The sequence below is a fragment of the Delftia acidovorans SPH-1 genome (assembly GCF_000018665.1).
GTDB lineage: Bacteria > Pseudomonadota > Gammaproteobacteria > Burkholderiales > Burkholderiaceae_C > Comamonas > Comamonas acidovorans.
In genome coordinates this window covers 1,167,503-1,187,372 of sequence record NC_010002.1, presented here as the reverse complement: position 1 = coordinate 1,187,372, position 19,870 = coordinate 1,167,503, and the positions used below count along the sequence as shown (strand labels likewise).

The 19,870-nt window shown below is 69.0% G+C and carries 17 protein-coding genes; 8 read left to right on the top strand and 9 right to left on the bottom strand.

The window, feature by feature from the left end:
• Positions 1-27: 27 nt before the first annotated feature.
• Both DACI_RS05445 and DACI_RS05440 read right to left on the bottom strand, forming a co-directional pair.
• Positions 28-3,321, bottom strand: coding sequence for a carboxyl transferase domain-containing protein (locus DACI_RS05445; RefSeq protein ID WP_012203004.1), 3,294 nt, complete (start codon positions 3,319-3,321; stop codon positions 28-30).
• A gap of 146 nt (positions 3,322-3,467) precedes the next feature.
• Entirely contained in the window at positions 3,468-5,066 is a 1,599-nt protein-coding gene (locus tag DACI_RS05440; protein WP_012203003.1) for an AMP-binding protein, read from the bottom strand.
• A gap of 159 nt (positions 5,067-5,225) precedes the next feature.
• Here DACI_RS05440 and DACI_RS05435 point away from each other — a divergent pair, with 159 nt between their 5' ends.
• Both DACI_RS05435 and DACI_RS05430 read left to right on the top strand, forming a co-directional pair.
• Positions 5,226-5,948, top strand: a complete 723-nt coding sequence (locus tag DACI_RS05435; protein ID WP_012203002.1) for a TetR/AcrR family transcriptional regulator — start codon at positions 5,226-5,228, stop codon at positions 5,946-5,948.
• A gap of 26 nt (positions 5,949-5,974) precedes the next feature.
• Positions 5,975-7,258, top strand: coding sequence for a branched-chain amino acid ABC transporter substrate-binding protein (locus DACI_RS05430; RefSeq protein ID WP_012203001.1), 1,284 nt, complete (start codon positions 5,975-5,977; stop codon positions 7,256-7,258).
• A 38-nt stretch (positions 7,259-7,296) separates the two neighbouring features.
• Here the strand turns inward: DACI_RS05430 and DACI_RS05425 are convergent, their stop codons facing one another.
• A complete protein-coding gene (locus DACI_RS05425) occupies positions 7,297-8,022 on the bottom strand; it encodes a YggS family pyridoxal phosphate-dependent enzyme (RefSeq protein ID WP_012203000.1) in 726 nt (241 codons plus the stop codon).
• A 37-nt stretch (positions 8,023-8,059) separates the two neighbouring features.
• Here DACI_RS05425 and DACI_RS05420 point away from each other — a divergent pair, with 37 nt between their 5' ends.
• The 4 genes from DACI_RS05420 to DACI_RS05405 all read left to right on the top strand — a co-directional run bounded on the left by DACI_RS05420 (position 8,060) and on the right by DACI_RS05405 (position 12,062).
• Complete coding sequence (locus tag DACI_RS05420; RefSeq protein WP_012202999.1) at positions 8,060-9,103, top strand: type IV pilus twitching motility protein PilT; 1,044 nt, start codon at positions 8,060-8,062, stop codon at positions 9,101-9,103.
• A gap of 31 nt (positions 9,104-9,134) precedes the next feature.
• Complete coding sequence (locus DACI_RS05415) at positions 9,135-9,767, top strand: cyclic nucleotide-binding domain-containing protein (RefSeq protein ID WP_012202998.1); 633 nt, start codon at positions 9,135-9,137, stop codon at positions 9,765-9,767.
• Between the two features lie 121 nt (positions 9,768-9,888).
• Positions 9,889-11,025, top strand: a complete 1,137-nt coding sequence (locus tag DACI_RS05410; RefSeq protein ID WP_012202997.1) for a PilT/PilU family type 4a pilus ATPase — start codon at positions 9,889-9,891, stop codon at positions 11,023-11,025.
• A gap of 125 nt (positions 11,026-11,150) precedes the next feature.
• Positions 11,151-12,062, top strand: coding sequence for an NAD(P)-dependent oxidoreductase (locus tag DACI_RS05405; RefSeq protein ID WP_012202996.1), 912 nt, complete (start codon positions 11,151-11,153; stop codon positions 12,060-12,062).
• Positions 12,063-12,261: 199 nt separating this feature from the next.
• On the opposite strand, the gene DACI_RS05400 is transcribed toward DACI_RS05405, so the two are convergent.
• The 3 genes from DACI_RS05400 to DACI_RS05390 all read right to left on the bottom strand — a co-directional run bounded on the left by DACI_RS05400 (position 12,262) and on the right by DACI_RS05390 (position 14,088).
• Positions 12,262-12,993: a BON domain-containing protein gene (locus DACI_RS05400; protein ID WP_012202995.1), complete on the bottom strand. Its 732-nt coding sequence runs from the start codon at positions 12,991-12,993 to the stop codon at positions 12,262-12,264.
• Positions 12,990-13,598: an SIS domain-containing protein gene (locus tag DACI_RS05395; protein ID WP_012202994.1), complete on the bottom strand. Its 609-nt coding sequence runs from the start codon at positions 13,596-13,598 to the stop codon at positions 12,990-12,992. The genes DACI_RS05400 and DACI_RS05395 overlap by 4 nt, the downstream gene beginning before the upstream one ends.
• A gap of 73 nt (positions 13,599-13,671) precedes the next feature.
• On the bottom strand, positions 13,672-14,088 hold the full coding sequence (locus DACI_RS05390) for a YraN family protein (RefSeq protein ID WP_012202993.1): 417 nt from the start codon (positions 14,086-14,088) through the stop codon (positions 13,672-13,674).
• Between DACI_RS05390 and rsmI the strand changes: the two genes are divergently transcribed.
• Complete coding sequence (gene rsmI, locus DACI_RS05385) at positions 14,088-15,029, top strand: 16S rRNA (cytidine(1402)-2'-O)-methyltransferase (RefSeq protein WP_012202992.1); 942 nt, start codon at positions 14,088-14,090, stop codon at positions 15,027-15,029. The two genes, DACI_RS05390 and rsmI, sit on opposite strands and share 1 nt — an antisense overlap.
• A 125-nt stretch (positions 15,030-15,154) precedes the next feature.
• On the opposite strand, the gene DACI_RS05380 is transcribed toward rsmI, so the two are convergent.
• From DACI_RS05380 to DACI_RS05370, 3 genes are all read right to left on the bottom strand, one after another.
• Positions 15,155-16,411, bottom strand: a complete 1,257-nt coding sequence (locus DACI_RS05380; protein ID WP_043783186.1) for an Hsp70 family protein — start codon at positions 16,409-16,411, stop codon at positions 15,155-15,157.
• A gap of 116 nt (positions 16,412-16,527) precedes the next feature.
• Positions 16,528-17,352: a VOC family protein gene (locus tag DACI_RS05375; RefSeq protein WP_012202990.1), complete on the bottom strand. Its 825-nt coding sequence runs from the start codon at positions 17,350-17,352 to the stop codon at positions 16,528-16,530.
• 25 nt (positions 17,353-17,377) lie between these two features.
• Positions 17,378-17,929: an OsmC family protein gene (locus DACI_RS05370; RefSeq protein ID WP_013804436.1), complete on the bottom strand. Its 552-nt coding sequence runs from the start codon at positions 17,927-17,929 to the stop codon at positions 17,378-17,380.
• A gap of 252 nt (positions 17,930-18,181) precedes the next feature.
• Between DACI_RS05370 and DACI_RS05365 the strand changes: the two genes are divergently transcribed.
• Positions 18,182-19,855, top strand: coding sequence for a TIGR04028 family ABC transporter substrate-binding protein (locus DACI_RS05365; protein WP_012202988.1), 1,674 nt, complete (start codon positions 18,182-18,184; stop codon positions 19,853-19,855).
• Positions 19,856-19,870 lie beyond the last annotated feature (15 nt).

Genomic DNA, 19,870 nt, shown 5'->3' with positions numbered 1-19,870 from the left:
GCATGCCGTCCATGGCGTTTTCAGGGCCTACCAGGTGTCCACGAAGCCGGCTTGGGCAGGCGCAACGCGCGCCCCTGCCAGGCCGCGCGACAGCCAGGCGCGCGTGTCGGCGGGGTCGATGACGGCATCGATCTCCAGCGTGCCGGCCATGTGCATGGCCTCGCCGTGGGCGTACTGCTGGGCCAGCAGCCGGTCGAACAGGGCGTTGCGTTCGGCGCCCTCGGGCAGGGCCTCCAGTTCCTTGCGAAAGCCCAGGCGCACGGCGCCTTCCAGACCCATGGCGCCGAACTCGCCCGTGGGCCAGGCCACGTTGAACACCGGCGCATGGAAGCTGCCGGCCGTCATGCCCATGGCCCCCAGGCCGTAGCCCTTGCGCAGCACCACGCTGAAATACGGCACGCGCAGCTTGGCCGCCGTGACGAACAGGCGGCTGACATGGCGTACCTGGGCGGTCTTCTCGATCTCGGGGCCGACCATGAAGCCGGGCGTGTCCACCAGGCTCACGATGGGCAGGCCATGGGCATTGCACAGTTGCATGAAGCGCGCGGCCTTGTCGGCCGCATCGGCGTCGATGGCGCCGCCCAGGTGGGAGGGGTTGTTGGCCATCAGCCCCACGGGCCGGCCTTCGATGCGCGCCAGCGCCGTGTGGATGCCTGCGCCAAAGCCCGTGCGCAGCATCAGCAGGCTGCCTTCGTCCACCAGATGCGCCATGGCCGCACGCGTGTCATAGGCACGCAGCCGGTTCTCGGGCACCACATGGCGCAGGGCGCGCGTGTCGGGCGCGGTCCACTCCGTGGTGCGGCCCTGGAAGAAGGACAGGTAGTGGCGCGCGGCGGCCACGGCTTCGGCCTCGTCCTCGACCAGCACGTCGATCACGCCATTGGCATGCTGCACGCTGCTGGGCCCGATCTGTTCGGGCCGGAAGACGCCCAGCCCGCCGCCCTCGATCATGGCCGGCCCGCCCATGCCGATGCAGCTGGCGCGCGTGGCGATGATCACGTCGCTGCAGCCCAGCAGGGCCGCGTTGCCCGCGAAGCAGCGGCCATGGGTGATGCCGATCACGGGCACCTGGCCCGACAGGGCCGCATAGGCCGCGAAGGTGTGCACATGCAGGCCCGCGACCACGGGCGTGTCGGTGTCACCGGGCCGCCCGCCGCCGCCTTCGGCGAACAGCACCACGGGCAGCTTCTGGGCCAGCGCAATGCCCAGCATGCGGTCGGTCTTGGCATGGTTGCGCGCGCCCTGGGTGCCCGCCAGCACGGTGGCGTCATAGGACATGACGACGGCGCGCGAGCGCTCCTGGCCGAACTGCGCGCCGTTGATGGAGCCCATGCCCGTGACCATGCCGTCGGCCGGCGTGTTGGCGATCAGGTCGTCCATGCTGCGCCGGCGCGTCTGCGCGGCAATGGCCAGCGCACCGTATTCGATGAAGCTGCCCTCATCGCAGAGGTCGGCGATGTTCTCGCGCGCGCTGCGGCTGCCCTGGGCATGGCGCTTGGCCATGGCCTCGGGCCGGGCAGCATCGCGCGTGAAGGCATGGCGGTCGATGACGCGCTGCAGGTCGGCGCGGATGTGGTCCGGGTCCTGTGCGGACTGCTGCGCGCGTGCGTCGGCCTGCACGCCTTCGGCGGCGGCCAGCACCAGCAGGGGCTGGTCCTGGGCCACATAGGCACCGGCCTCGGCCAGCAGTCGGGTGATGGTGCCGGCCTGCGGCGCCAGCAGCACATGCTCCATCTTCATGGCTTCGAGCACGCCCAGCTCGGCGCCTGCGGCCACGGAATCGCCCACGGCCACGCTCCACTGCACGATGCGCGCGGGCATGGGGGCCGTGAGGGCGCCTTGGGGGACGGGCGCGCCAGCAGCCTCGGCCGCCGCCGGAACCTCGGCGGCCGCATCCGTGTGGCGCGCGCCTTCGGCCAGCGCCTGGGCGTCCGCCACCAACTCGGGAAGGGCCTCTTCAAGCCAGCGTGTGTGCACGGCCTGCGATGCCATCTCGGGCCGCCGGGCCAGCGCCTGCAGCAGCGGCAGGTTGGTGGCCAGCCCGTCGATGCGGCATTCGTCCAGTGCGCGACGTGCGCGGCGAAGCACGTCTTCAAAGCGCGGCCCGCTGCTGTGCACGATGAGCTTGGCCAGCAGCGTGTCGTAGTGCGGCGAGGGGCTGGCGCCCGCCACCGCATGCGTGTCGATGCGGATGCCGGGCCCGGCCGGCCACTGCAGTGCGCCTATGCGCCCGCTGCCGGGGCGCGACTGGCCTGCGGCATCCAGCGTCTCGGCATTGATGCGCCACTGCATGGCATAGCCGCGCGGCGCGGGCGGCGTCCTGGCATCCAGGCCCAGCTCTCCAAGGTGATCGCCGGCCGCCACGCGGATCTGGGCCTGCACGAGGTCGATGCCGAAGACCTCCTCGGTGATGGTGTGCTCCACCTGCAGGCGCGGGTTGGCCTCGATGAAGACATAGGGCAGGGAGTCGGAGACCGCATCGACCAGGAATTCGAAGGTGCCCAGGCTCTCGTAGCCGATCTCGGCGGCCATGCGCAGCGCGTCGCGCGTGATGCGCTCGCGCAGCGGCTGCGCCAAGCTGGGGCTGGGCGCGATCTCGACCAGCTTCTGGAAGCGCCGCTGCAGCGTGCATTCACGCTCGCCCAGCGCGATGGGGCCTGCGCCGCCGTCGCCCAGGATCTGCACCTCGATATGGCGTGCGCCCGTCATCAGCCGCTCCACATAGACGCCGTCCACGCCGAAGGCGGCGCGCGCCTCGCTGCGGCAGCGCTCATAGGCGGCAGGCAGGTCCTCGGCGCGCGCCACGGCACGCATGCCGCGCCCGCCGCCGCCGCCGATGGCCTTGACCATGATGCCGCTGGCGCCCCCGGCCTGCTGCGCCTCGAAGAAGGCCTGGGCCTGTTCCAGCGTGACAGCCTCGCTGCTGCCCGGCATCAGCGGCACGCCGCAGCGGCGCGCCAGATCGCGTGCGCGGGCCTTGTCGCCCAGCAGCGCCAGGTGCTCCGGCGCGGGGCCGATGAAGCGCAGGCCCGCATCGGCACAGGCCTGGGCAAAGCCCGCGTTCTCGCTGAGAAAGCCGTAGCCCGGATGGATGCCGTCGCAGCCGTGCTCGCGCGCAATGCGCAGCAGGTGGGCGCCGTCCAGGTAGGCCGAGGGGCCGCTGGCGCCCAGGGGCACGGCTGCATCGGCAGCGGATACATGGGGCGCCTGCGCATCGTCTGCGGCAAAGACGGCCAGGCTCGGCACACCCAGCTCGCGCAGCGCGCGCACGATGCGCAGCGCGATCTCGCCGCGGTTGGCAATCAGGATCTTCTGGAACATGGGTAAAAGGTCCGGTATCAATGGTCAACAGCGTTTGCAACTGGCGCCCTCAAATGCAAGGGGCACCGAGGAAGGGCCGCCCCGCACCGAAGGTGTCGTCCCCCTCCCCCGCGAAGCGGGTAGAGAGGGGGAAGGCGCGAAGCGACTCAGGGGGTGTCTTTCAACATCCTGCGCAGCACCTTGCCCGCGCCGGTGGCAGGCAGCGCCTCGATGAAACGCACCTCGCGCGGCGCCTTGTAGCTGGCCATGTTCTCGCGCGACCACTGCACAAGATCCTCGGCCGCGATCTGCCGGCCCGGCCGCGTGACGATGAAGGCGCGCACGACCTCGCCCCTGTGCGGGTCGGGCACGCCGATCACGGCGGCCTGGGCCACGGCCGGATGCTTGATGAGGATGGCTTCCACCTCCTCGGGGAAGACGCTGTAGCCCGAGACCTTGATCATTTCCTTGAAGCGGCCGATGAAGGTCAGGTAGCCATCGGCGTCGATGCGGCCCATGTCGCCCGTGTGGACCCAGCCGTTCTTCAGGGTCCTGGCCGTGGCCTCGGGCTTGTTCCAGTAGCCCTTGAAGTTGCCGGGGCCGCGGATGGTGATCTCGCCCACTTCGCCGGCCGGCAGGGGCTCGCCGGTCTCGGGGTCGATGATGCGCACCTCGTTGCCGGGCAGCGGCTTGCCGTGCGTGCCCCAGCGGATGGCGTCGCCCGGCATGGAGGTGTCCATGGTGTGGGTCTCGCTGAGGCCATAGGCCGCCTCGCTGGAGATGCAGTTCGGGGTGAAGCGCTTCCACTGCCGCGCCAGCTCCTCGGTGTAGGCAATGCCGAAGCTGGTCACCGTGTTGCGGCGCAGCGCGGAAAAGTCCATGGCCTCCACGCCCGGCAGCTGCATCACGGCCACGTTCATGGGCGCGATGCTGTACCACCAGGTCACGCGGTAGCGCTCCAGCGCCTGGGCCACGGCCAGCGGGTCGAAGCGGTGCAGCAGCACGCAGGTGGCGCCGCTGTGCACGGGCATGTTCACGCCCATGGACATGCCGGCAATGTGATAGAGCGGCGCCACGGCCAGCAGCATGTCCCCGGCGTTCACGCCCGTGGCGCTGGAGGCGCCGGCCGTCTTGCTGGCCGCGTTGCCGTAGCTGAGCATGGCGCCCTTGGGCAGGCCCGTGGTGCCCGAGGTATAGGTCATCAGCGAGACATCGTCCATGGCGACATCGACGGGCACGGGCTTGGCGCCGCTGTGCATGACATCCCAGAACGATTCCACGCCCTCGGGCAGCGGCTGCACGGGGGCCAGCAGTTCGGGCGGCAGTGCCAGCGTGGCCGATTCAGGAAGCCAGTCGCCATAGCGCACGGCCAGCACATGCCTGAGCGCCGTGCTGGCGCGCACCTTGTCCACCACGGGCAGCAGCACATCGGCCGCGACGATGACGCGGGCCTTGAGGTCATCGAGCTGGTACTGCAGCTCATGCTCCTTGTTCAGCGGCCCGCAGGGGCAGACGATGGCGCCGATCTTCTGGATGCCGTAGTGCGCCACGATGTACTGCGGGCAGTTGTTCATGAACAGCGCCACGGGCTCGCCTCGGCCCACGCCCAGCGCCTGCAGCCGCGCGGCAAAGGCGTCGCTGGCCGCATCCACCTCGGCCCAGCTGATGTGGCGGCCATACCAGATGTAGGCGTCGCGGCCGGGGTGGTTGCGCGCATTGCGGCGCAGGGCCTCATGCAGGGGAATGAGGGTCTCGGAATCCGCCATGCTTGTCTCCTGGGTGTCTGGCCATCCCGGAACCAGTCCTAAAGGATAGCCTTGATCTGATTTTTGGATCGGCGTCTTGCCAATATATACCCTCTGGTAGAAAATTGCTACCCATCGGTATAACCATCGCAGCCACCGACGCGATACGAGATTTCCCGCATGCCCAAGCCCCCTGTCACCCCGCGCGGCCGCCAGCGCCTTCCCACGGCCGGCTCCGATGAAAAGCGCGAACGCATCCTCAAGGCGGCCGAGGCCCTGTTCGACCGCAACGGCTACGCCAACACCACGATGGAGCAGATCGTCCAGGCCCTGGGCGTGACCAAGCCCTTCGTCTACTACTACTTCCGCAACAAGCAGGAGATCTTCGAGACCCTGTGCTGGGCGCCCACCGAGGCCTGCTTCACGGTGCTGGACTTCGCGGCCGACGATGCGCGCGCCGCGCACGAGAAGGCCGTGGACGGCCTGCAGCGCCTGATCGCGGCCACCATTGCCCACTATCCGGCGGCCTTCTTTCCCTACCGCGAGCCCCAGGCCTTCAGCCCCGCGTACATGAAAGCCTCGCGCACGCTGGCGCGCCGTTTCTACCGCCAGTTCTGCGCGCTGCTCGAAGAAGGCCGCGCCAGCGGCCATCTGGATTTCCGCGAGACGCGCATCACCGCCCAGGCCGCCTGCAGCCTGCCGGGCTTTCTCTACAACTGGTACCGCCCCGGCGGCCGCCTGGGCACGGCCGAGATGGTGGCCGAGCTGACCGAGCTGGCCAGCCGCGTGCTGGGCCTGCGCACGGCGCCTGCCACCGCGCCCGAAGCCATTGCCACATCCCCCGCGAAAAAGACGCCTGCACGGCGCAGCCGGCCCCGCGCCGAGCCGCCCGGCAAGGACTGACGACCATTCCTTCGAGGAGACAAGACATGCCGATCCGCCGCCATTGCATCCGACGATATTCCCAACCATCCATCGTTCTCGCCACCGCCCTGCTGTGCGCCACGGCCGCCCACGCCCAGGGCGGCGAGACCTTCAAGATCGCCTTCATCGATCCGCTGTCCGGCCCCTTCGTCAGCACGGGCGAGCTGATGCGCGACCACGTGCAATACGCGGTCGAGGACGTGAACGCCAAGGGCGGGCTGTTCAACGGCGCGAAGCTGCAGCTGCTGCAGTTCGACAGCAAGCTCTCGGCCCAGGAAAGCCAGGCCGCGTTGCAGGCGGCCATTGACCAGGGCGCGCGCGTGGTGGTGACGGGAGGTTCGGGCTCTTCGGTGGTGGCGGCGCTGGTGCAGGCGGCATCGCGTCACAACCAGCGCAATCCGGGCAAGGAGGTGCTGGTGCTCAACCACTCCTCCATCGACCCCGAGCTGACGGGCAAGGCCTGCAGCTTCTGGCACTTCATGTTCGATGCCAACACCGCCATGCGCATGCAGGCGATTGCCAGCTATATCAAGACCCAGCCCGGCATCCGCAAGGTCTACCTGCTCAACCAGGACTACGCCCACGGCAAGCAGTGGGCGGCCTACGGGCGCCAGATGGTGAGCGCGGCCCGGCCCGACATCCAGTTCACGGGCGAGATGCTCCACCCCATAGGCCGGGTCAAGGACTTCGCGCCCTATGTGGCCAAGATCAAGGAAACGGGTGCGGACTCGGTGATCACGGGCAACTGGGGCCAGGACCTGACCCTGCTGCTCAAGTCGGCCGCCGACTCGGGCTATGACCTGCGCTACTTCAACCACAGCGCGGGCGGCATGCCGGGCACGGTGACATCCTTCGCCCAGACCCGCATCGGCCAGCTGACCTGGGTGGCCGAATGGCACCCGGGCCAGGCCGGCCGCCCGCTGGCCGACGCCCGCGCCCAGGAATACAAGGCCCGCATGGGCAAGGACTTCATGGCCCCGCGCATGGACCTGGTGCCGCGCATGCTGGCCGCCGCCATGGCCAAGGCACAGTCCACCGAACCCGTGAAGATCGCGCTGGCCATGGAGGATTTGCAGATGGACACCGTGGTCGGCCCTGTGCGCATGCGCGGCAAGGACCACCAGCTGCTGCTGCCCCAGGTGGTCAACACCATCGCGCCCGTGGACGGCAAGCTGGTCAAGGCCGGCTGGGAAGGCACGAACTACGGCTTTCGCACCGATGCCGTCTACACGCCCGAGCAGGTGGAATTGCCCACGTACTGCCAGATGAAGCGGCCTGGCGGGCGCTGAGGCGGCCTGCCCCGCCAGTCAGGCCAGCTACGCCCCGCTCAGCGCGGGGCGTAGTTTCTCTGGCCGAAGATGCCGCTGCCCACGCGCACCATCGTGCTGCCTGCGGCCACGGCCGCTTCCAGGTCGCCGGTCATTCCCATGGAAACCGTGTCGAAGCGCTCCAGCCCCGGCAGGCCGCTGGCGCGGATCTGTTCGAAGACGGTGGTGGCGCGCGCATGCACCTCGCGCTGGGCCTCGAAGCCCGGCGCATCGTCGGGAATGCTCATCACGCCGCGCAGCGCCAGGCGCGGCAGCTGCACGATGGCGGCGGCCAGCTCCAGCGCCTGCTGCGGCGCCACGCCGGCCTTGGTCTCGCCGCCATCCACGTTCAGCTGGATGCAGACCTGCAGCGGCGCCAGGCCCTCGGGGCGCTGGGCCGACAGGCGCTCGGCGATCTTCAGGCGGTCCACGGTCTGGGCCCAGTCGAAATGCTCGGCCACCAGGCGCGTCTTGTTGCTCTGGATGGGGCCTATGCAATGCCATTGCAGGGTCTCGCCGCCCGGCAGGCCCATGGCGCGCACGGCGGCGATCTTGTCCACGCCCTCCTGGATGTAGTTCTCGCCGAAGCTGCGCTCGCCGGCCAGCACGGCCTCGCGCACGGCGTCGGCGCCGAAGGTCTTGGAGACGGACAGCAATTGCACCGAGCCGGATGCCCTGCCCGCCTGCGCGCAGGCCGAGGCAATCCGTTCGTGAATCTGTTGAAGCTTGTTTTCAATCGTCGTCATAATTGCCGCCAGCGTACCAAACGAGGGAGCGAACTCCGTGGACATCACCCAATTGCTGGCATTCAGCGTCAAGAACAAGGCCTCCGACCTGCACCTGTCCGCGGGGCTGCCGCCGATGATCCGTGTGCACGGCGATGTGCGCCGCATCAATGTCGATCCGCTGGACCACAAGACGGTCCACGCCATGGTCTACGACATCATGAGCGACTCCCAGCGCAAGGCCTACGAGGAGTTCCTGGAGGTGGACTTCTCGTTCGAGATCGAGGGGCTGGCGCGCTTTCGTGTCAACGCCTTCAACCAGTACCGGGGCGCGGCCGCCGTCTTCCGGACCATTCCCAGCAAGATCCTGACGCTGGAGCAGCTCAACGCGCCACGCATCTTCGGCGACCTGGCCCTGAAGCCGCGCGGCCTGGTGCTGGTGACCGGCCCCACGGGCTCGGGCAAGTCCACCACGCTGGCCGGCATGGTCAACCACCTCAACGAGACCGAGTACGGGCACATCCTGACGGTGGAGGACCCCATCGAATTCGTGCACGACTCCAAGAAGTGCCTGATCAACCAGCGTGAAGTCGGGCCGATGACGCAGTCGTTCTCGGCCGCCCTGCGCTCGGCGCTGCGCGAGGACCCGGACGCCATCCTGGTGGGCGAAATGCGTGACCTGGAAACCATCCGCCTGGCCATGACCGCGGCCGAGACGGGCCACCTGGTCTTCGGCACCCTGCACACCTCCAGCGCCGCCAAGACCATCGACCGCATCATCGACGTCTTCCCCGCCGAGGAAAAGGAGATGGTGCGCGCCATGCTCTCCGAATCGCTGCAGGCCGTGATCTCGCAGACGCTGTGCAAGACCAAGGACGGCCAGGGCCGCATCGCGGCCCACGAAATCATGCTGGGCACCAGCGCCATCCGCAACCTGATACGCGAGGCCAAGGTGGCCCAGATGTACTCCACCATCCAGACGAGTCAGAATGTGGGCATGCAGACGCTGGACCAGAACCTGACCGATCTGGTGCGGCGCAACCTGATCAGCCCCGCGGAAGCCCGCGCCAAGGCCAAGATACCGGACAACTTCCCGGGCTGACCGCCACCCGCCCAGCCTCTCGCCACGCGCCATGAAAAGCATTTTCCGCAAGCTGCGAAGCGGCCAGGAGCCTTCGGCCCCGGCCTCCGAGTCGGCCTTCTTCACGACCACGCTGGCGGCGCATGGCTTCATGGACCCGCACACTCCTCCCGTTCCCTGGGAGGCGCGCGCCATCGAGGTAGGGGCCACGCGGCTGCCGCGCGGCGGCGGGGGCCAGCTGGAGCAGCTGTGGTCGCGCGACCGCTACCTGGGCCAGCTGGATGCGGCCAGCCTGCAGCGGCTCAGTGAATACTTCATCTACGCGGCCGTGGCACCGCAACGCGACGTGATCCGCCAGGAAGAGAACGGAAGCTTCATGGCCGTGGTGCTGTCCGGCCAGATCGCCGTGGAGCGCCAGCAGCCCTGGGGCGAGCGCATGCGCCTGGCGCAGACGCGGCCCGGCGACATCCTGGGCGAGATGTCCCTGCTGGACGGCGGGCCGCGCTTTTCCAGCTGCACCACGCTGACCGACTGCGAGATCGGCGTGCTCAGCGCCGAGGCGCTGGACGAGATGATGGCCAAGGACGCCGCGCTGGCCGCCAAGCTGATGGCGCTGCTGGCGCGCAAGCTCTCGTTCCGGCTGCGCGCCATCAGCGTGCGCCTGGGCGAAGAGCAGCACACATAGACAGTGAGTGAGTGAGTTGAATATGAGGACGCCTGGCCCCTGCGGGCCGGACCGGCCTACCTGCAAATAACAAAACAACCTGTGCGCCACAACGGCGCGCAATGCCCGGGGGAATACGGCAATGGAAAGAGATCAGGCCACCAAGTTCATCAACGACCTGCTCAAGCTCATGGTCAGCCGCAACGGCAGCGACTTGTTCATCACGGCGGAATTCCCGCCGGCGATCAAGATCGACGGGCGCATCACCAAGGTGTCGCCGCAGCCGCTGTCGCCCGTGCACACGCTGACGCTGGCGCGCTCGGTCATGAGCGACAAGCAGATCGCCGATTTCGAGCGCACCAAGGAGTGCAACTTCGCCATCTCGCCGCCGGGCATAGGGCGCTTTCGCGTCAACGCCTTCATCCAGCAGGGCCGCGTAGGCATGGTGATGCGGACGATTCCGCTGGCCCTGCCCACCATCGACAGCCTGGGCGTGCCCCAGGTGCTCAAGGAGGTGGCCATGACCAAGCGCGGCCTGTGCATCCTGGTCGGCGCCACGGGCTCGGGCAAATCCACCACGCTGGCCGCCATGGTGGACTGGCGCAACGAGAGCTCCTACGGCCACATCGTGACCATCGAGGACCCCATCGAATTCGTGCACCCGCACAAGAACTGCGTGGTCACGCAGCGCGAAGTGGGCCTGGACACGGACAGCTGGGACGCGGCGCTCAAGAACTCCCTGCGCCAGGCGCCGGACGTGATCCTGATGGGCGAAATCCGCGACCGCGAGACCATGGAGCACGCCATCGCCTTCTCGGAAACCGGCCACCTGTGCCTGGCCACGCTGCACGCCAACAGCGCCAACCAGGCGCTGGACCGCATCGTCAACTTCTTCCCCGAGGACCGCCGCCCGCAGCTGTTGATGGACCTGTCGCTGAACCTGCGCGCCATGGTCTCCCAGCGCCTGCTGCCCAAGCAGGACAGCAAGGGCCGCGTGGCCGCCATCGAGGTGATGCTCAACTCGCCGCTGATCTCCGACCTGATCTTCAAGGGCGAGGTCACCGAGATCAAGGAGATCATGAAGAAAAGCCGCAACCTGGGCATGCAGACCTTCGACCAGGCGCTGTTCGACCTGTTCGAGTCCAACCTGGTCACCTACGAGGATGCACTGCGCAATGCCGACTCGGTCAACGACCTGCGGCTGCAGATCAAGCTGGGCAGCCAGCGCGCCAAGTCGCTGGACCTGGCGGCGGGCACCGAGCATTTCGCCATCGTCTGAGGGGCGTGCCATGCACGCCCTGACCGCGCCTTCAGTGCGCTGAGCCGGCATGCCGGCTCCTTCCAGGGCCGCGCCGGACGCGGCCCTGCGCCACCCGCCTCCCACCACCTCTCAGGATTGCTTCCATGTCCGACTCCTCCATCGCCGCCCGCAGCTATGCGGACACCGCCCCTCTTTCCGTGGCCTTCCTCGGGCTGGGCGTCATGGGCTACCCCATGGCCGGCCACCTGGCCACGGCGGGCCACCGCGTCACGGTCTACAACCGCACGCCGGCCAAGGCCCGCGCCTGGTGCGAGGAGTTCAACGGCGGCCATGCGGCCACGCCGCGCGAGGCCGTGGCCGGCGCCGACATCGTGTTCAGCTGCGTGGGCAATGACGATGACCTGCGCTCGGTCGTGCTGGGGCCGGATGGTGCCTTCGCGGGCATGCGCCGCGGCGCCATCTTCGCCGACCACACGACGGCATCGGCCGAAGTCGCGCGCGAGCTGCATGCGGCCGGGCTGGAGCTGGGCCTGCAGTTCATCGACGCACCCGTCTCGGGCGGCCAGGCCGGCGCCCAGAACGGCCAGCTCACCGTGATGTGCGGCGGCGACGAGGCCGCCTTCGCCACCATGCAGCCCGTGGCCATGGCCTTCTCGCGCGCCTGCACGCTGATGGGCGACAGCGGCGCCGGCCAGCTCACCAAGATGGTCAACCAGATCTGCATCGCGGGCCTGGTCCAGGGCCTGTCCGAGGCCATCGCCTTCGGCCAGCGCGCGGGCCTGGACATTCCCAGCGTGCTCGATGTCATCGGCAAGGGTGCCGCCCAGAGCTGGCAGATGGACAACCGTGGCCGCACCATGGCCGAAGGCAAGTTCGACTTCGGCTTTGCCGTGGACTGGATGCGCAAGGACCTGGGCCTGGTGCTGGCCGAAGCCCAGCGCAATGGTGCCCGTTTGCCCGTCACGGCCCTGGTGGACCAGTTCTATGCCGATGTGCAGCAGATGGGCGGCAGGCGCTGGGATACCTCCAGCCTGATCAAGAGGCTCACCCCCTGAGCGGCTTACGCCGCTTCCCCCTCTCTACTTGCTTCGCAAGGGAGGGGGACGACACCATCGCTGCGGGGCGGCCCTTGCTTGGTGTCCCTGGCTTTAGGCCCTGCCAGATTCAAGTGCTATGCCCTGAGGAACGAGATCTTCCTATGCCCAAAACAAAAAGCCGGAACATGTTCCGGCTTTTGCTTTCAGGCGGCGGTGATCACTTCACCGGGGTGGCGGTGGCGCCTGCGGGGGTGGACAGGCTGCTTTCCGAGAGGCTGGTGGGAGCGCTGGCTGCGGCGGCCTTGCCGGAGTCGTCGGTGACCACGGGGGCGGACTGGGGCTGCATGCGGGCCAGTTCGTCCTCGGAGATGACTTCCACCACGCGCACGACCTTGGTCACGTCGTTGATGCCGCGTGCAATCTCGGCGCCGCGCTTGGCTTCGCGCGGGGTGACGATGCCCATCAGGAAGACGACCTTGTTCTCGGTCACGACCTTGAAGGCCGAGGCCTGGATGTCCTTGGCGTCCAGCAGGCTGGCCTTGACCTGGGTGGTGATCAGCGTGTCCTTGGAGCGCTGGCTCAGCGTGGAGGTGAAGGGAGCCACCACCACTTCGTTGAAGACATTGCGCACCGTGGGCTGCTCGCGCACGAGCTTCTCGATGGTCTGGCGGTCGGCCTCATTGCCGGCCTCGCCGGTCAGCAGCACCTGGCGGTTGTAGCTGGTGACGTTGACATGGGCCTTGTCGCCCAGCACTTCGGCGATGCGGTTGTTGGCGCGCAACTCGATGCCCTGGTCTTCCACCTGGGTGCCGGTGGTGCGGCGGTCCGCCACCGACATGCCGGCCATCACGGCGCTGCCGCCCACCAGGGCGACGCAGCCCGACAGGGCGGCGCCCAGGGACGCGACGGCGAGCACGGCGCAGGCGGCGCGGGACCAACGGAACTTCATAGAGGCATCTCCTGTTCACCAAGTAACTGGGCATCCACGCCGTCGCACAGGCAGTGCAGCACCAGCGTATGGGTTTCGCGCACGCGCGCCGCACGGTCGTGCGGCACGCAGATCAGAACATCGGTCTCGCGCACGCGGCCGGCCAGGGAGCCGCCCGTGCGGCCGGTCAGCACCACGGCCATCATGTCGCGCTCATGGGCGGCATCCAGCGCCTCCAGCACGGCCACGTCGTTGCCCGTGGCGGACAGCACCAGCAGCAGGTCGCCGGGCTGGCCCAGGGCGCGTATCTGGCGCGCCAGGTACTGGGTGGCGTTGCCGCCCGAGCCCGTGGCGCCCACGGTGCCCAGCAGGCCGCCGTCGGAGACCAGGGCCACGGCAGCCAGCTCGGGCCGGTCGCGTTCGAAGCCGGCCACGCACAGGGCGGCGAAGAGTTGGGCATCGCTGGCAGAGGCGCCTGCGCCGCAGGCCAGAACCTTGCCGCCACTGGTCACGCAGGCCAGCATGGCCTGCACCGCCGCCGCAATGGGCTGGCTCAGCGCCTGGGCGGCCTGGTATTTCAGGTCGGCGCTGTCGATGAAATGCTGTTGGATACGTTGCTCAAGCATGGAGGCCCGATGATAACTGCCGCCCTTGAAGTCTTTCGTAGCCAGGCGTTATTTGTGCTGCAGCGGTAACGGATCAGGCGCCTTCGGCGTCAAAGGCGGCCTGCAGCCACTGCACGGAGGGCCAGGCGCCGGGCTCGACCAGCACCACGTCGAAGCGGCATGGCGGCGGCGCGGACCAGCGCATCAGGTAGTGGCGCGCCGCAAATACGATGCGCCGCTGCTTGGTGGCACCGATGCTGGCGCCGGCACCGCCGAAGGCGCGCGTGCCACGGCTGCGCACCTCGACGAAGACCACGGTGCCGTTGCGCGCCTGCACGATGAGGTCGATCTCGCCGCCGCCGCGGCCCGGCGTCCGATAATTGCGCTCGACCAGACGCAGGCCGGCCGCCTGCAGATGGGCCAGCGCCGCATCCTCGGCCTGCTGGCCCCGATGCCGGGTCGTGAGGGCAGACGGCCCCGCGCCTGCCGGCTTTTTCGCAAGGAAACCCATTGACTACCTCTTTCGCCACCGCGCTGGGCGCAGCCAAGGATGCTGCGGCATCCCAGCATTATCCGCAGGGCGCCCTCTACGTGGTGGCCACTCCCATCGGCAACCTGGCCGACATCAGCCTGCGCGCCCTGCATGTGCTGCAGCTGGTGGACTGCGTGGCCTGCGAGGACACGCGCCACACGCAGGGCCTGCTGCGCTCCTATGGGCTGGACCGGCCCGGCAGCCAGCTGCTGGCCGTGCACCAGCACAACGAGGCCGAGGCGGCCCAGCAGATCGTGGCGCGGCTGCAGCAGGGCCAGCGCATCGCCTATGTCAGCGATGCGGGCACGCCCGGCGTCAGCGACCCCGGCGCACGCCTGTGCGCAGCCGTGCAGGCCGCGGGCCTGCGCTGCATTCCGCTGCCCGGCGCCAGCAGCATCACGGCGGCCATCAGCGTGGCCGGCGCGGTCACGCCTTCGCAGGGCGAGGGAGGTTTCGTCTTCGCAGGCTTTCTGCCCACCAAGTCGGCCGAGCGCCTGGCCGCCGTGCAGCAACTGGCCCTGCAGCCGCGCTGCACCGTGCTGCTGGAGGCGCCCCACCGCATTGCCGACCTGGCCGCCGCGCTGGCCACGCTGGGCGAGCGCCCGGTGACGCTGGCACGCGAGATCACCAAGCAGTTCGAGGACATTGCCACCATGCCCGCCAGCGCGCTGCCGGCCTGGCTGCAGGCCGTGCCCCAGCGCAGCAAGGGCGAATTCGCCGTGGTGCTGCACCCGGTGGCCCTGGGTGGCGATGAGGCCGACGCCGACGCCCTGCGCGTGCTGCGCCTGCTGCTGGCCGAGCTGCCCACCAAGACCGCCGTGCGCCTGGCCGCCGAGATCACGGGCGCACCGCGCAACCGCCTCTATGACGCCGCGCTGGCGATCAAGCAGGCCGCCGAGGAGGACCCGATAGAGGATTAAGCCCAAGGCGGCAGCACCACAGTGGCCTTCACCCTCAGGGACACCGAGCAAGGGCCGCCCCGCCGCGAGGGTGTCGTCCCCCCCGCGTAGCGAGAGGGGGAAGCGGCGCAGCCGCTCAGGGGGACTTATGCATACGCGAGGCCGGTGGCCACGCCACCGAACAGGTCGCCTTCGACCTGCGGCACGCCCGGGAAGGCCTCGCGCAGCGCATCGCGCAGCGTGCGCAGGGCCGATGAGCCGCCCGTGAGGTAGATGGCGTCCAGCGCCTGGGGCGCCACGCCGGCCAGGCGCAGGCAGTCCTGGGCGCAGGCCACGACCTGTTGCAGCGGGCCTTGCAGCTGCTCGTGCAGCACCTCGGGCGAGATGGCGGCGGACAGGCCCGATTCCAGCCAGCCCAGCTCGATGGCCGCTTCGGCATGGCGCGTGGAGGCCTCGATCTTGGCCTGCTCCACCACGGCGGCCAGGCGGTGGCCTTCGCGCAGTTCCAGCACTTCCATCAGGCGCTTGTGCAGGCGCTGGTCGCTGTAGTCGGTGCGCAGGTTGCGTGCCTCGGCCAGGGCCTTGGGCGAGTACAGCCACTGGATCAGGTGCCAGGTCGAGAGGTCGAAGAACACGCGGCTGGGCACTTCGCGGCCGCTGGGGCCGATGTGCCGGTAGCCCAGCAGCGGCATGAGCTGGGCCAGGTTGAGCCGGTGGTCGAAGTCCGTGCCGCCGATGTGCACGCCGCTGGTGGCCAGGATGTCGTCGCGGCGGTCGCTGCGGCCGGCCTGCTCGGGACCCAGGCGCACGACGGTGAAGTCGGAGGTACCGCCGCCGATGTCCACCACCAGCACCACGGATTCCTGCGTGAGGCGCTGCTCGTAGTCCAGCGCGGCGGCAATGGGCTCCATCTGGAAATCCACTTCGCCCAGGCCTGCGGCGCGCGCGGCATCGGCCAGGGCCTGCTGCGCCTGGCGGTCGCGCTCGGGATGGTCGTCCACGAAATGCACGGGCCGGCCCAGCACCACGCGCTCGGGCAGGCGGCCGTCCAGCGAGGCACGCGCCCGGTCGGCCACGCGGCGCAGGAACAGGCCGATGATGTCCTGGTAGCTCACGAACTGGTCGTGCACCGCCGTCTTTTCCTGCAGCAGCGCACTGCCCAGCAGGCTTTTGAGGGAGCGCATGAGCCGGCCCGGCTCGCCGTCCAGGTACTGGGCCATGGCGTCGCGCCCGAAATGGGTGCTGTGCTCGTCCGTATGGAAGAACAGCGCCGTGGGCATGCCGCAGGCATCGCCCTCCAGCGGCAGCAGGCGTGCGGTCTGGCCGGGGGCGCGCCAGGCCATGGCGGAGTTGGAGGTACCGAAATCTATGCCCAGCGTGGCAGGAGTGGAAGCAGTCGTCATGGCAAGCAGCGCCGCGCCACGGCGCCCCTCAAGGAAGGCCGCGGCTGCAACGAAAACGCCCACCGGGGTGGGCATGGGTGTCAGCGGGGCGCCATTCTAGCGCCCGCGCATTTCGCCTAGGCGGCGGCGGTTTCCCTGGCCGGGGAAACCTGGGCCAGCACGATGCGCGCGCCATGCGTGGCGGCCTCGTCCAGCGCCAGTGCAGACGCGGGCTGGCGCACCTCCAGCTCGATGGCATAAGGGCCTTCACCGCGCGTGGCCAGACGGTGGCCCAGCGCGCCCGTGGCAACGCCCTGGGCGGGCGCAGCCAGCACCAGCGCAGTGGCGCCCAGCCTCAGCGATGCGCGGTAGGCGCTGCCTTCGTCCGACAGCCGGGCCTCGCCAATGTCTGCGCCCTCGCCCAGCAGCGCGCGCCAGCGTGCCAGGCTGGCGCGCAGGTCATGCACGGCCACGTACAGCCGGGCCACGCCGGTGGCGCCGTTGGGGTGCACGCGTGCATCGCCCTCGGGCACACGCAGGGCGCGCGGCGTGAGGTCGCCGCAGAGAAAGGGCAGGTCCTGGCTGCGGGCGCGTGCATTGCGCCAGCGCAGCTGCGCGCCGTCGGGGCGCAGGCGGCCGCCTTCGTAGGGCGCCTCGTAGTCCAGGCCGCGCGCCTGGGCGGCGGCAACCACGGCGCCGGTCTCCGACGGCAGCAGCGCGAAATCGACAATGCCCTCGCCATGGCGCTGCAGCTGCAGCCACCAGCGTTCCTCGGGCGCGGGTGCGCGCCAGGCGATGAGTTCGAAATAGGCGCCGTCGGCAAACACCACCAGGGCGTTGTGCGTGGAGCGGCCCGGATGCTCGCCGCCGCGCAGCACGTTGAAGCCCAGCGCGGTGTAGTCGGCAATGGTGCGTTCCAGGTCCTGGACCGCGATGACGATGTGGTCGAGTGGCAGGGTCATGGCAGGGGTGCTTTCCGCACGGTGTTCAGGCTGCCAGGCGCGCGGCGGCGCTGGAGTCGGTGTGGCGCACTTCGGCGCGGATGTTCTGCGGATTGCGCAGCAGGTTGAGGATGGGGCAGGTGCGCTCCACGGCCTCGAACAGCGCATCGATCTCGGCGCGGCTGGCGGGCGAGTCGATGTGCACGGTGTAGCCGATCTCATGCGGCCAGATGGGCGTGGCCTCGTGGCCGGGCTTGCCGCCGCGCGGATCGATGATGCCCGTGACCTCGACCTCCAGGCTCTCCACGGGCACTTGGCGCTCGGCCGCCTGGATCAGAAAGATGTGGGTCACGCAGGTGCCCAGCACGCCCAGCTGCAGCTCGGGCGAGCTGGGGCCGAGGTTGTAGCCCGCGAAGTCGGGCGGGCTGTCGCTGATGACCTGGTGCTCGCGGATGCGCAGGCGGCGCACGCCGCTGCGGCCCTCGGCGCGCACATGGGCCTTGAGGTGGGCGGGCTGGGCCGTGCCGGCCGCGACGGCGGCGCTGCGGGCGAGCACGGCGGCACGCTTTTCGGCGAGGTATTCGTTGAGATGGCTCATGGACGGGCTTTCGGTGAAGGAAGTACCAGCCCATTGTTGGGACCGCCGCATGCGCGGCAAACAAACGAATCCGTCTGCGCTTATGCACTGGGCAGATATGCGGGAGCCCTCATCCCTTAGTCGTTTTCCAAATAACGATGCAACTCGATATATGAGCGCAAATATTTGGCATCGATAGCATGAAAAACATGGAGCCGGTCCTGTGGCCGGCAGTCTTGTTTTTCAGCGCCCCAGCGGCGGCGAGGTACAAACGTGTTTTCCCAATCGAAGGCGGGTCAGGTGGCATGGAAGGCCGCGATAGCGGTATTGGCGGGCAGCAGCCTGCTGCTGGCGGCTTGCTCCAGGCAGGCCGATACGGCCCAGGCGGGCGCGGCTGCCGGCCCCGTGGAAGGCGGCACCCTGGTCTACCTGGAGCAGCAGGCCCATACCAACCTCTATCCGCCGGCCGGGGGCTTCTATCCCAACGGCGGCGTGCTCAACCAGATCACCGACAAGCTGACCTACCAGGACCCGAAGACGCTGGAGATCCAGCCCTGGATCGCCGAGTCCTGGACCGTGAATGCCGACGCCACCGAGTACAGCTTCAAGCTGCGGCCCGGCGTCACCTTCTCCGACGGCACGCCGCTGGACGCGGCGGCCGTGGCGCGCAACTTCGACACCTATGGCCTGGGCAACAAGGCGCTCAAGCAGCCCGTGTCCGAGGTGATCAACAACTACGAACGCAGCGAGGTGGTCGACCCGCTGACGGTGAAGTTCTTCTTCAGAAAGCCTTCGCCGGGCTTTCTGCAGGGCACTTCGGTGATCGGCTCGGGCCTGGTCTCGCCGGCCACGCTGGACCGCCCCTTCGAGGAGCTGGGCGACGCCACGCGCATCATCGGCTCCGGCCCCTTCGTGGTGGCCAGCGAGACGCTGGGCAAGGAGCTGGTGCTCAAGGTGCGCAAGGACTATGCCTGGGGTCCCGCCAAGCTGGCCCATCAGGGCCGCGCTCGGCTGGACGAGGTGAAGTTCATCGTCACGCCCGAGGACAGCGTGCGCATCGGCGCGCTGCTGGCCGGCCAGGCCGGGCTGATCCGCCAGATCCAGGCCTATGACGAAAAGCGCGTCGAGGACCAGAAGTTCAGCATCTACGCCCCGCCCACGCGCGGCGTGAACAACAGCGTGGCCATCCGCCCGGACAACGCCCTGGTGGCCGATCTCAAGGTGCGCCAGGCCCTGCTGCATGGCACCAATGCCAAGGAGATCGTGGAGACGCTGTTCTCGCCGCGCTATCCGCAGGCGCGCTCGGTGATTGCCTCCACGGCGGCCGGCTTCGTGGACCTGTCGGCCAAGCTGGCCTATGACGAGGCCAAGGCGAAACAGCTGCTGGACGAGGCCGGCTGGACGCTGGGCGCCAACGGCCTGCGCCAGAAGGACGGCCGCGATTTCGTGCTGTCCACCTACGAGTCCCTGCCCCAGCCGCAGAACAAGGAGACGCTGCAGCTCGTGGCCCAGCAGTGGGCGCGCATCGGCGTCAAGCTCAACGTGCTGTCGGGCGACGCGGGCAGCCGCGCCGTGGACACGCTGGACCCCGACAAGACCGGCGTGCTGCCCGGCATGGTGGGCCGCGCCGATCCCGACGTGATCAAGAGCAACTACTACCCGACCAACCGCAACGTGCTGCTGCAAAAGGGCGGCGTGAGCCAGAAGGTCAAGTCCTTCGAGGACACCAGGCTCAACGGCCTGTTCGACGCCATCGCGGCCGAGACCGATGCCGCCAGGCGCCTGGCGCTGGCCGGCGAGGTGCAGAACTACCTGATCGACCAGGCCTATGTGATCCCCATCTTCGAGGAACCCCAGGCCTTTGCGGGCGCAGGCTGGGTGCGCGACGTGGGCTTCGAGGCCGTGGGCCGGCCCAGCTTCTACAGCACCTGGCTGGCCAGGCGCTGACCGGATCGCTCACTG

Excerpts from the sequence above, each read along its gene's own strand:
- DACI_RS05430 (WP_012203001.1), top strand. The coding sequence starts at position 5,975 with ATGCCGATCCGCCGCCATTGCATCCGACGATATTCCCAACCATCCATC.
- DACI_RS05370 (WP_013804436.1), bottom strand. The coding sequence starts at position 17,929 with ATGAGCCATCTCAACGAATACCTCGCCGAAAAGCGTGCCGCCGTGCTC.
- DACI_RS05425 (WP_012203000.1), bottom strand. The coding sequence starts at position 8,022 with ATGACGACGATTGAAAACAAGCTTCAACAGATTCACGAACGGATTGCC.
- DACI_RS05440 (WP_012203003.1), bottom strand. The coding sequence starts at position 5,066 with ATGGCGGATTCCGAGACCCTCATTCCCCTGCATGAGGCCCTGCGCCGC.
- DACI_RS05410 (WP_012202997.1), top strand. The coding sequence starts at position 9,889 with ATGGAAAGAGATCAGGCCACCAAGTTCATCAACGACCTGCTCAAGCTC.
- DACI_RS05375 (WP_012202990.1), bottom strand. The coding sequence starts at position 17,352 with ATGACCCTGCCACTCGACCACATCGTCATCGCGGTCCAGGACCTGGAA.
- DACI_RS05400 (WP_012202995.1), bottom strand. The coding sequence starts at position 12,993 with ATGAAGTTCCGTTGGTCCCGCGCCGCCTGCGCCGTGCTCGCCGTCGCG.
- DACI_RS05405 (WP_012202996.1), top strand. The coding sequence starts at position 11,151 with ATGTCCGACTCCTCCATCGCCGCCCGCAGCTATGCGGACACCGCCCCT.
- DACI_RS05395 (WP_012202994.1), bottom strand. The coding sequence starts at position 13,598 with ATGCTTGAGCAACGTATCCAACAGCATTTCATCGACAGCGCCGACCTG.
- DACI_RS05415 (WP_012202998.1), top strand. The coding sequence starts at position 9,135 with ATGAAAAGCATTTTCCGCAAGCTGCGAAGCGGCCAGGAGCCTTCGGCC.
- DACI_RS05390 (WP_012202993.1), bottom strand. The coding sequence starts at position 14,088 with ATGGGTTTCCTTGCGAAAAAGCCGGCAGGCGCGGGGCCGTCTGCCCTC.
- DACI_RS05435 (WP_012203002.1), top strand. The coding sequence starts at position 5,226 with ATGCCCAAGCCCCCTGTCACCCCGCGCGGCCGCCAGCGCCTTCCCACG.
- DACI_RS05445 (WP_012203004.1), bottom strand. The coding sequence starts at position 3,321 with ATGTTCCAGAAGATCCTGATTGCCAACCGCGGCGAGATCGCGCTGCGC.
- DACI_RS05380 (WP_043783186.1), bottom strand. The coding sequence starts at position 16,411 with ATGACGACTGCTTCCACTCCTGCCACGCTGGGCATAGATTTCGGTACC.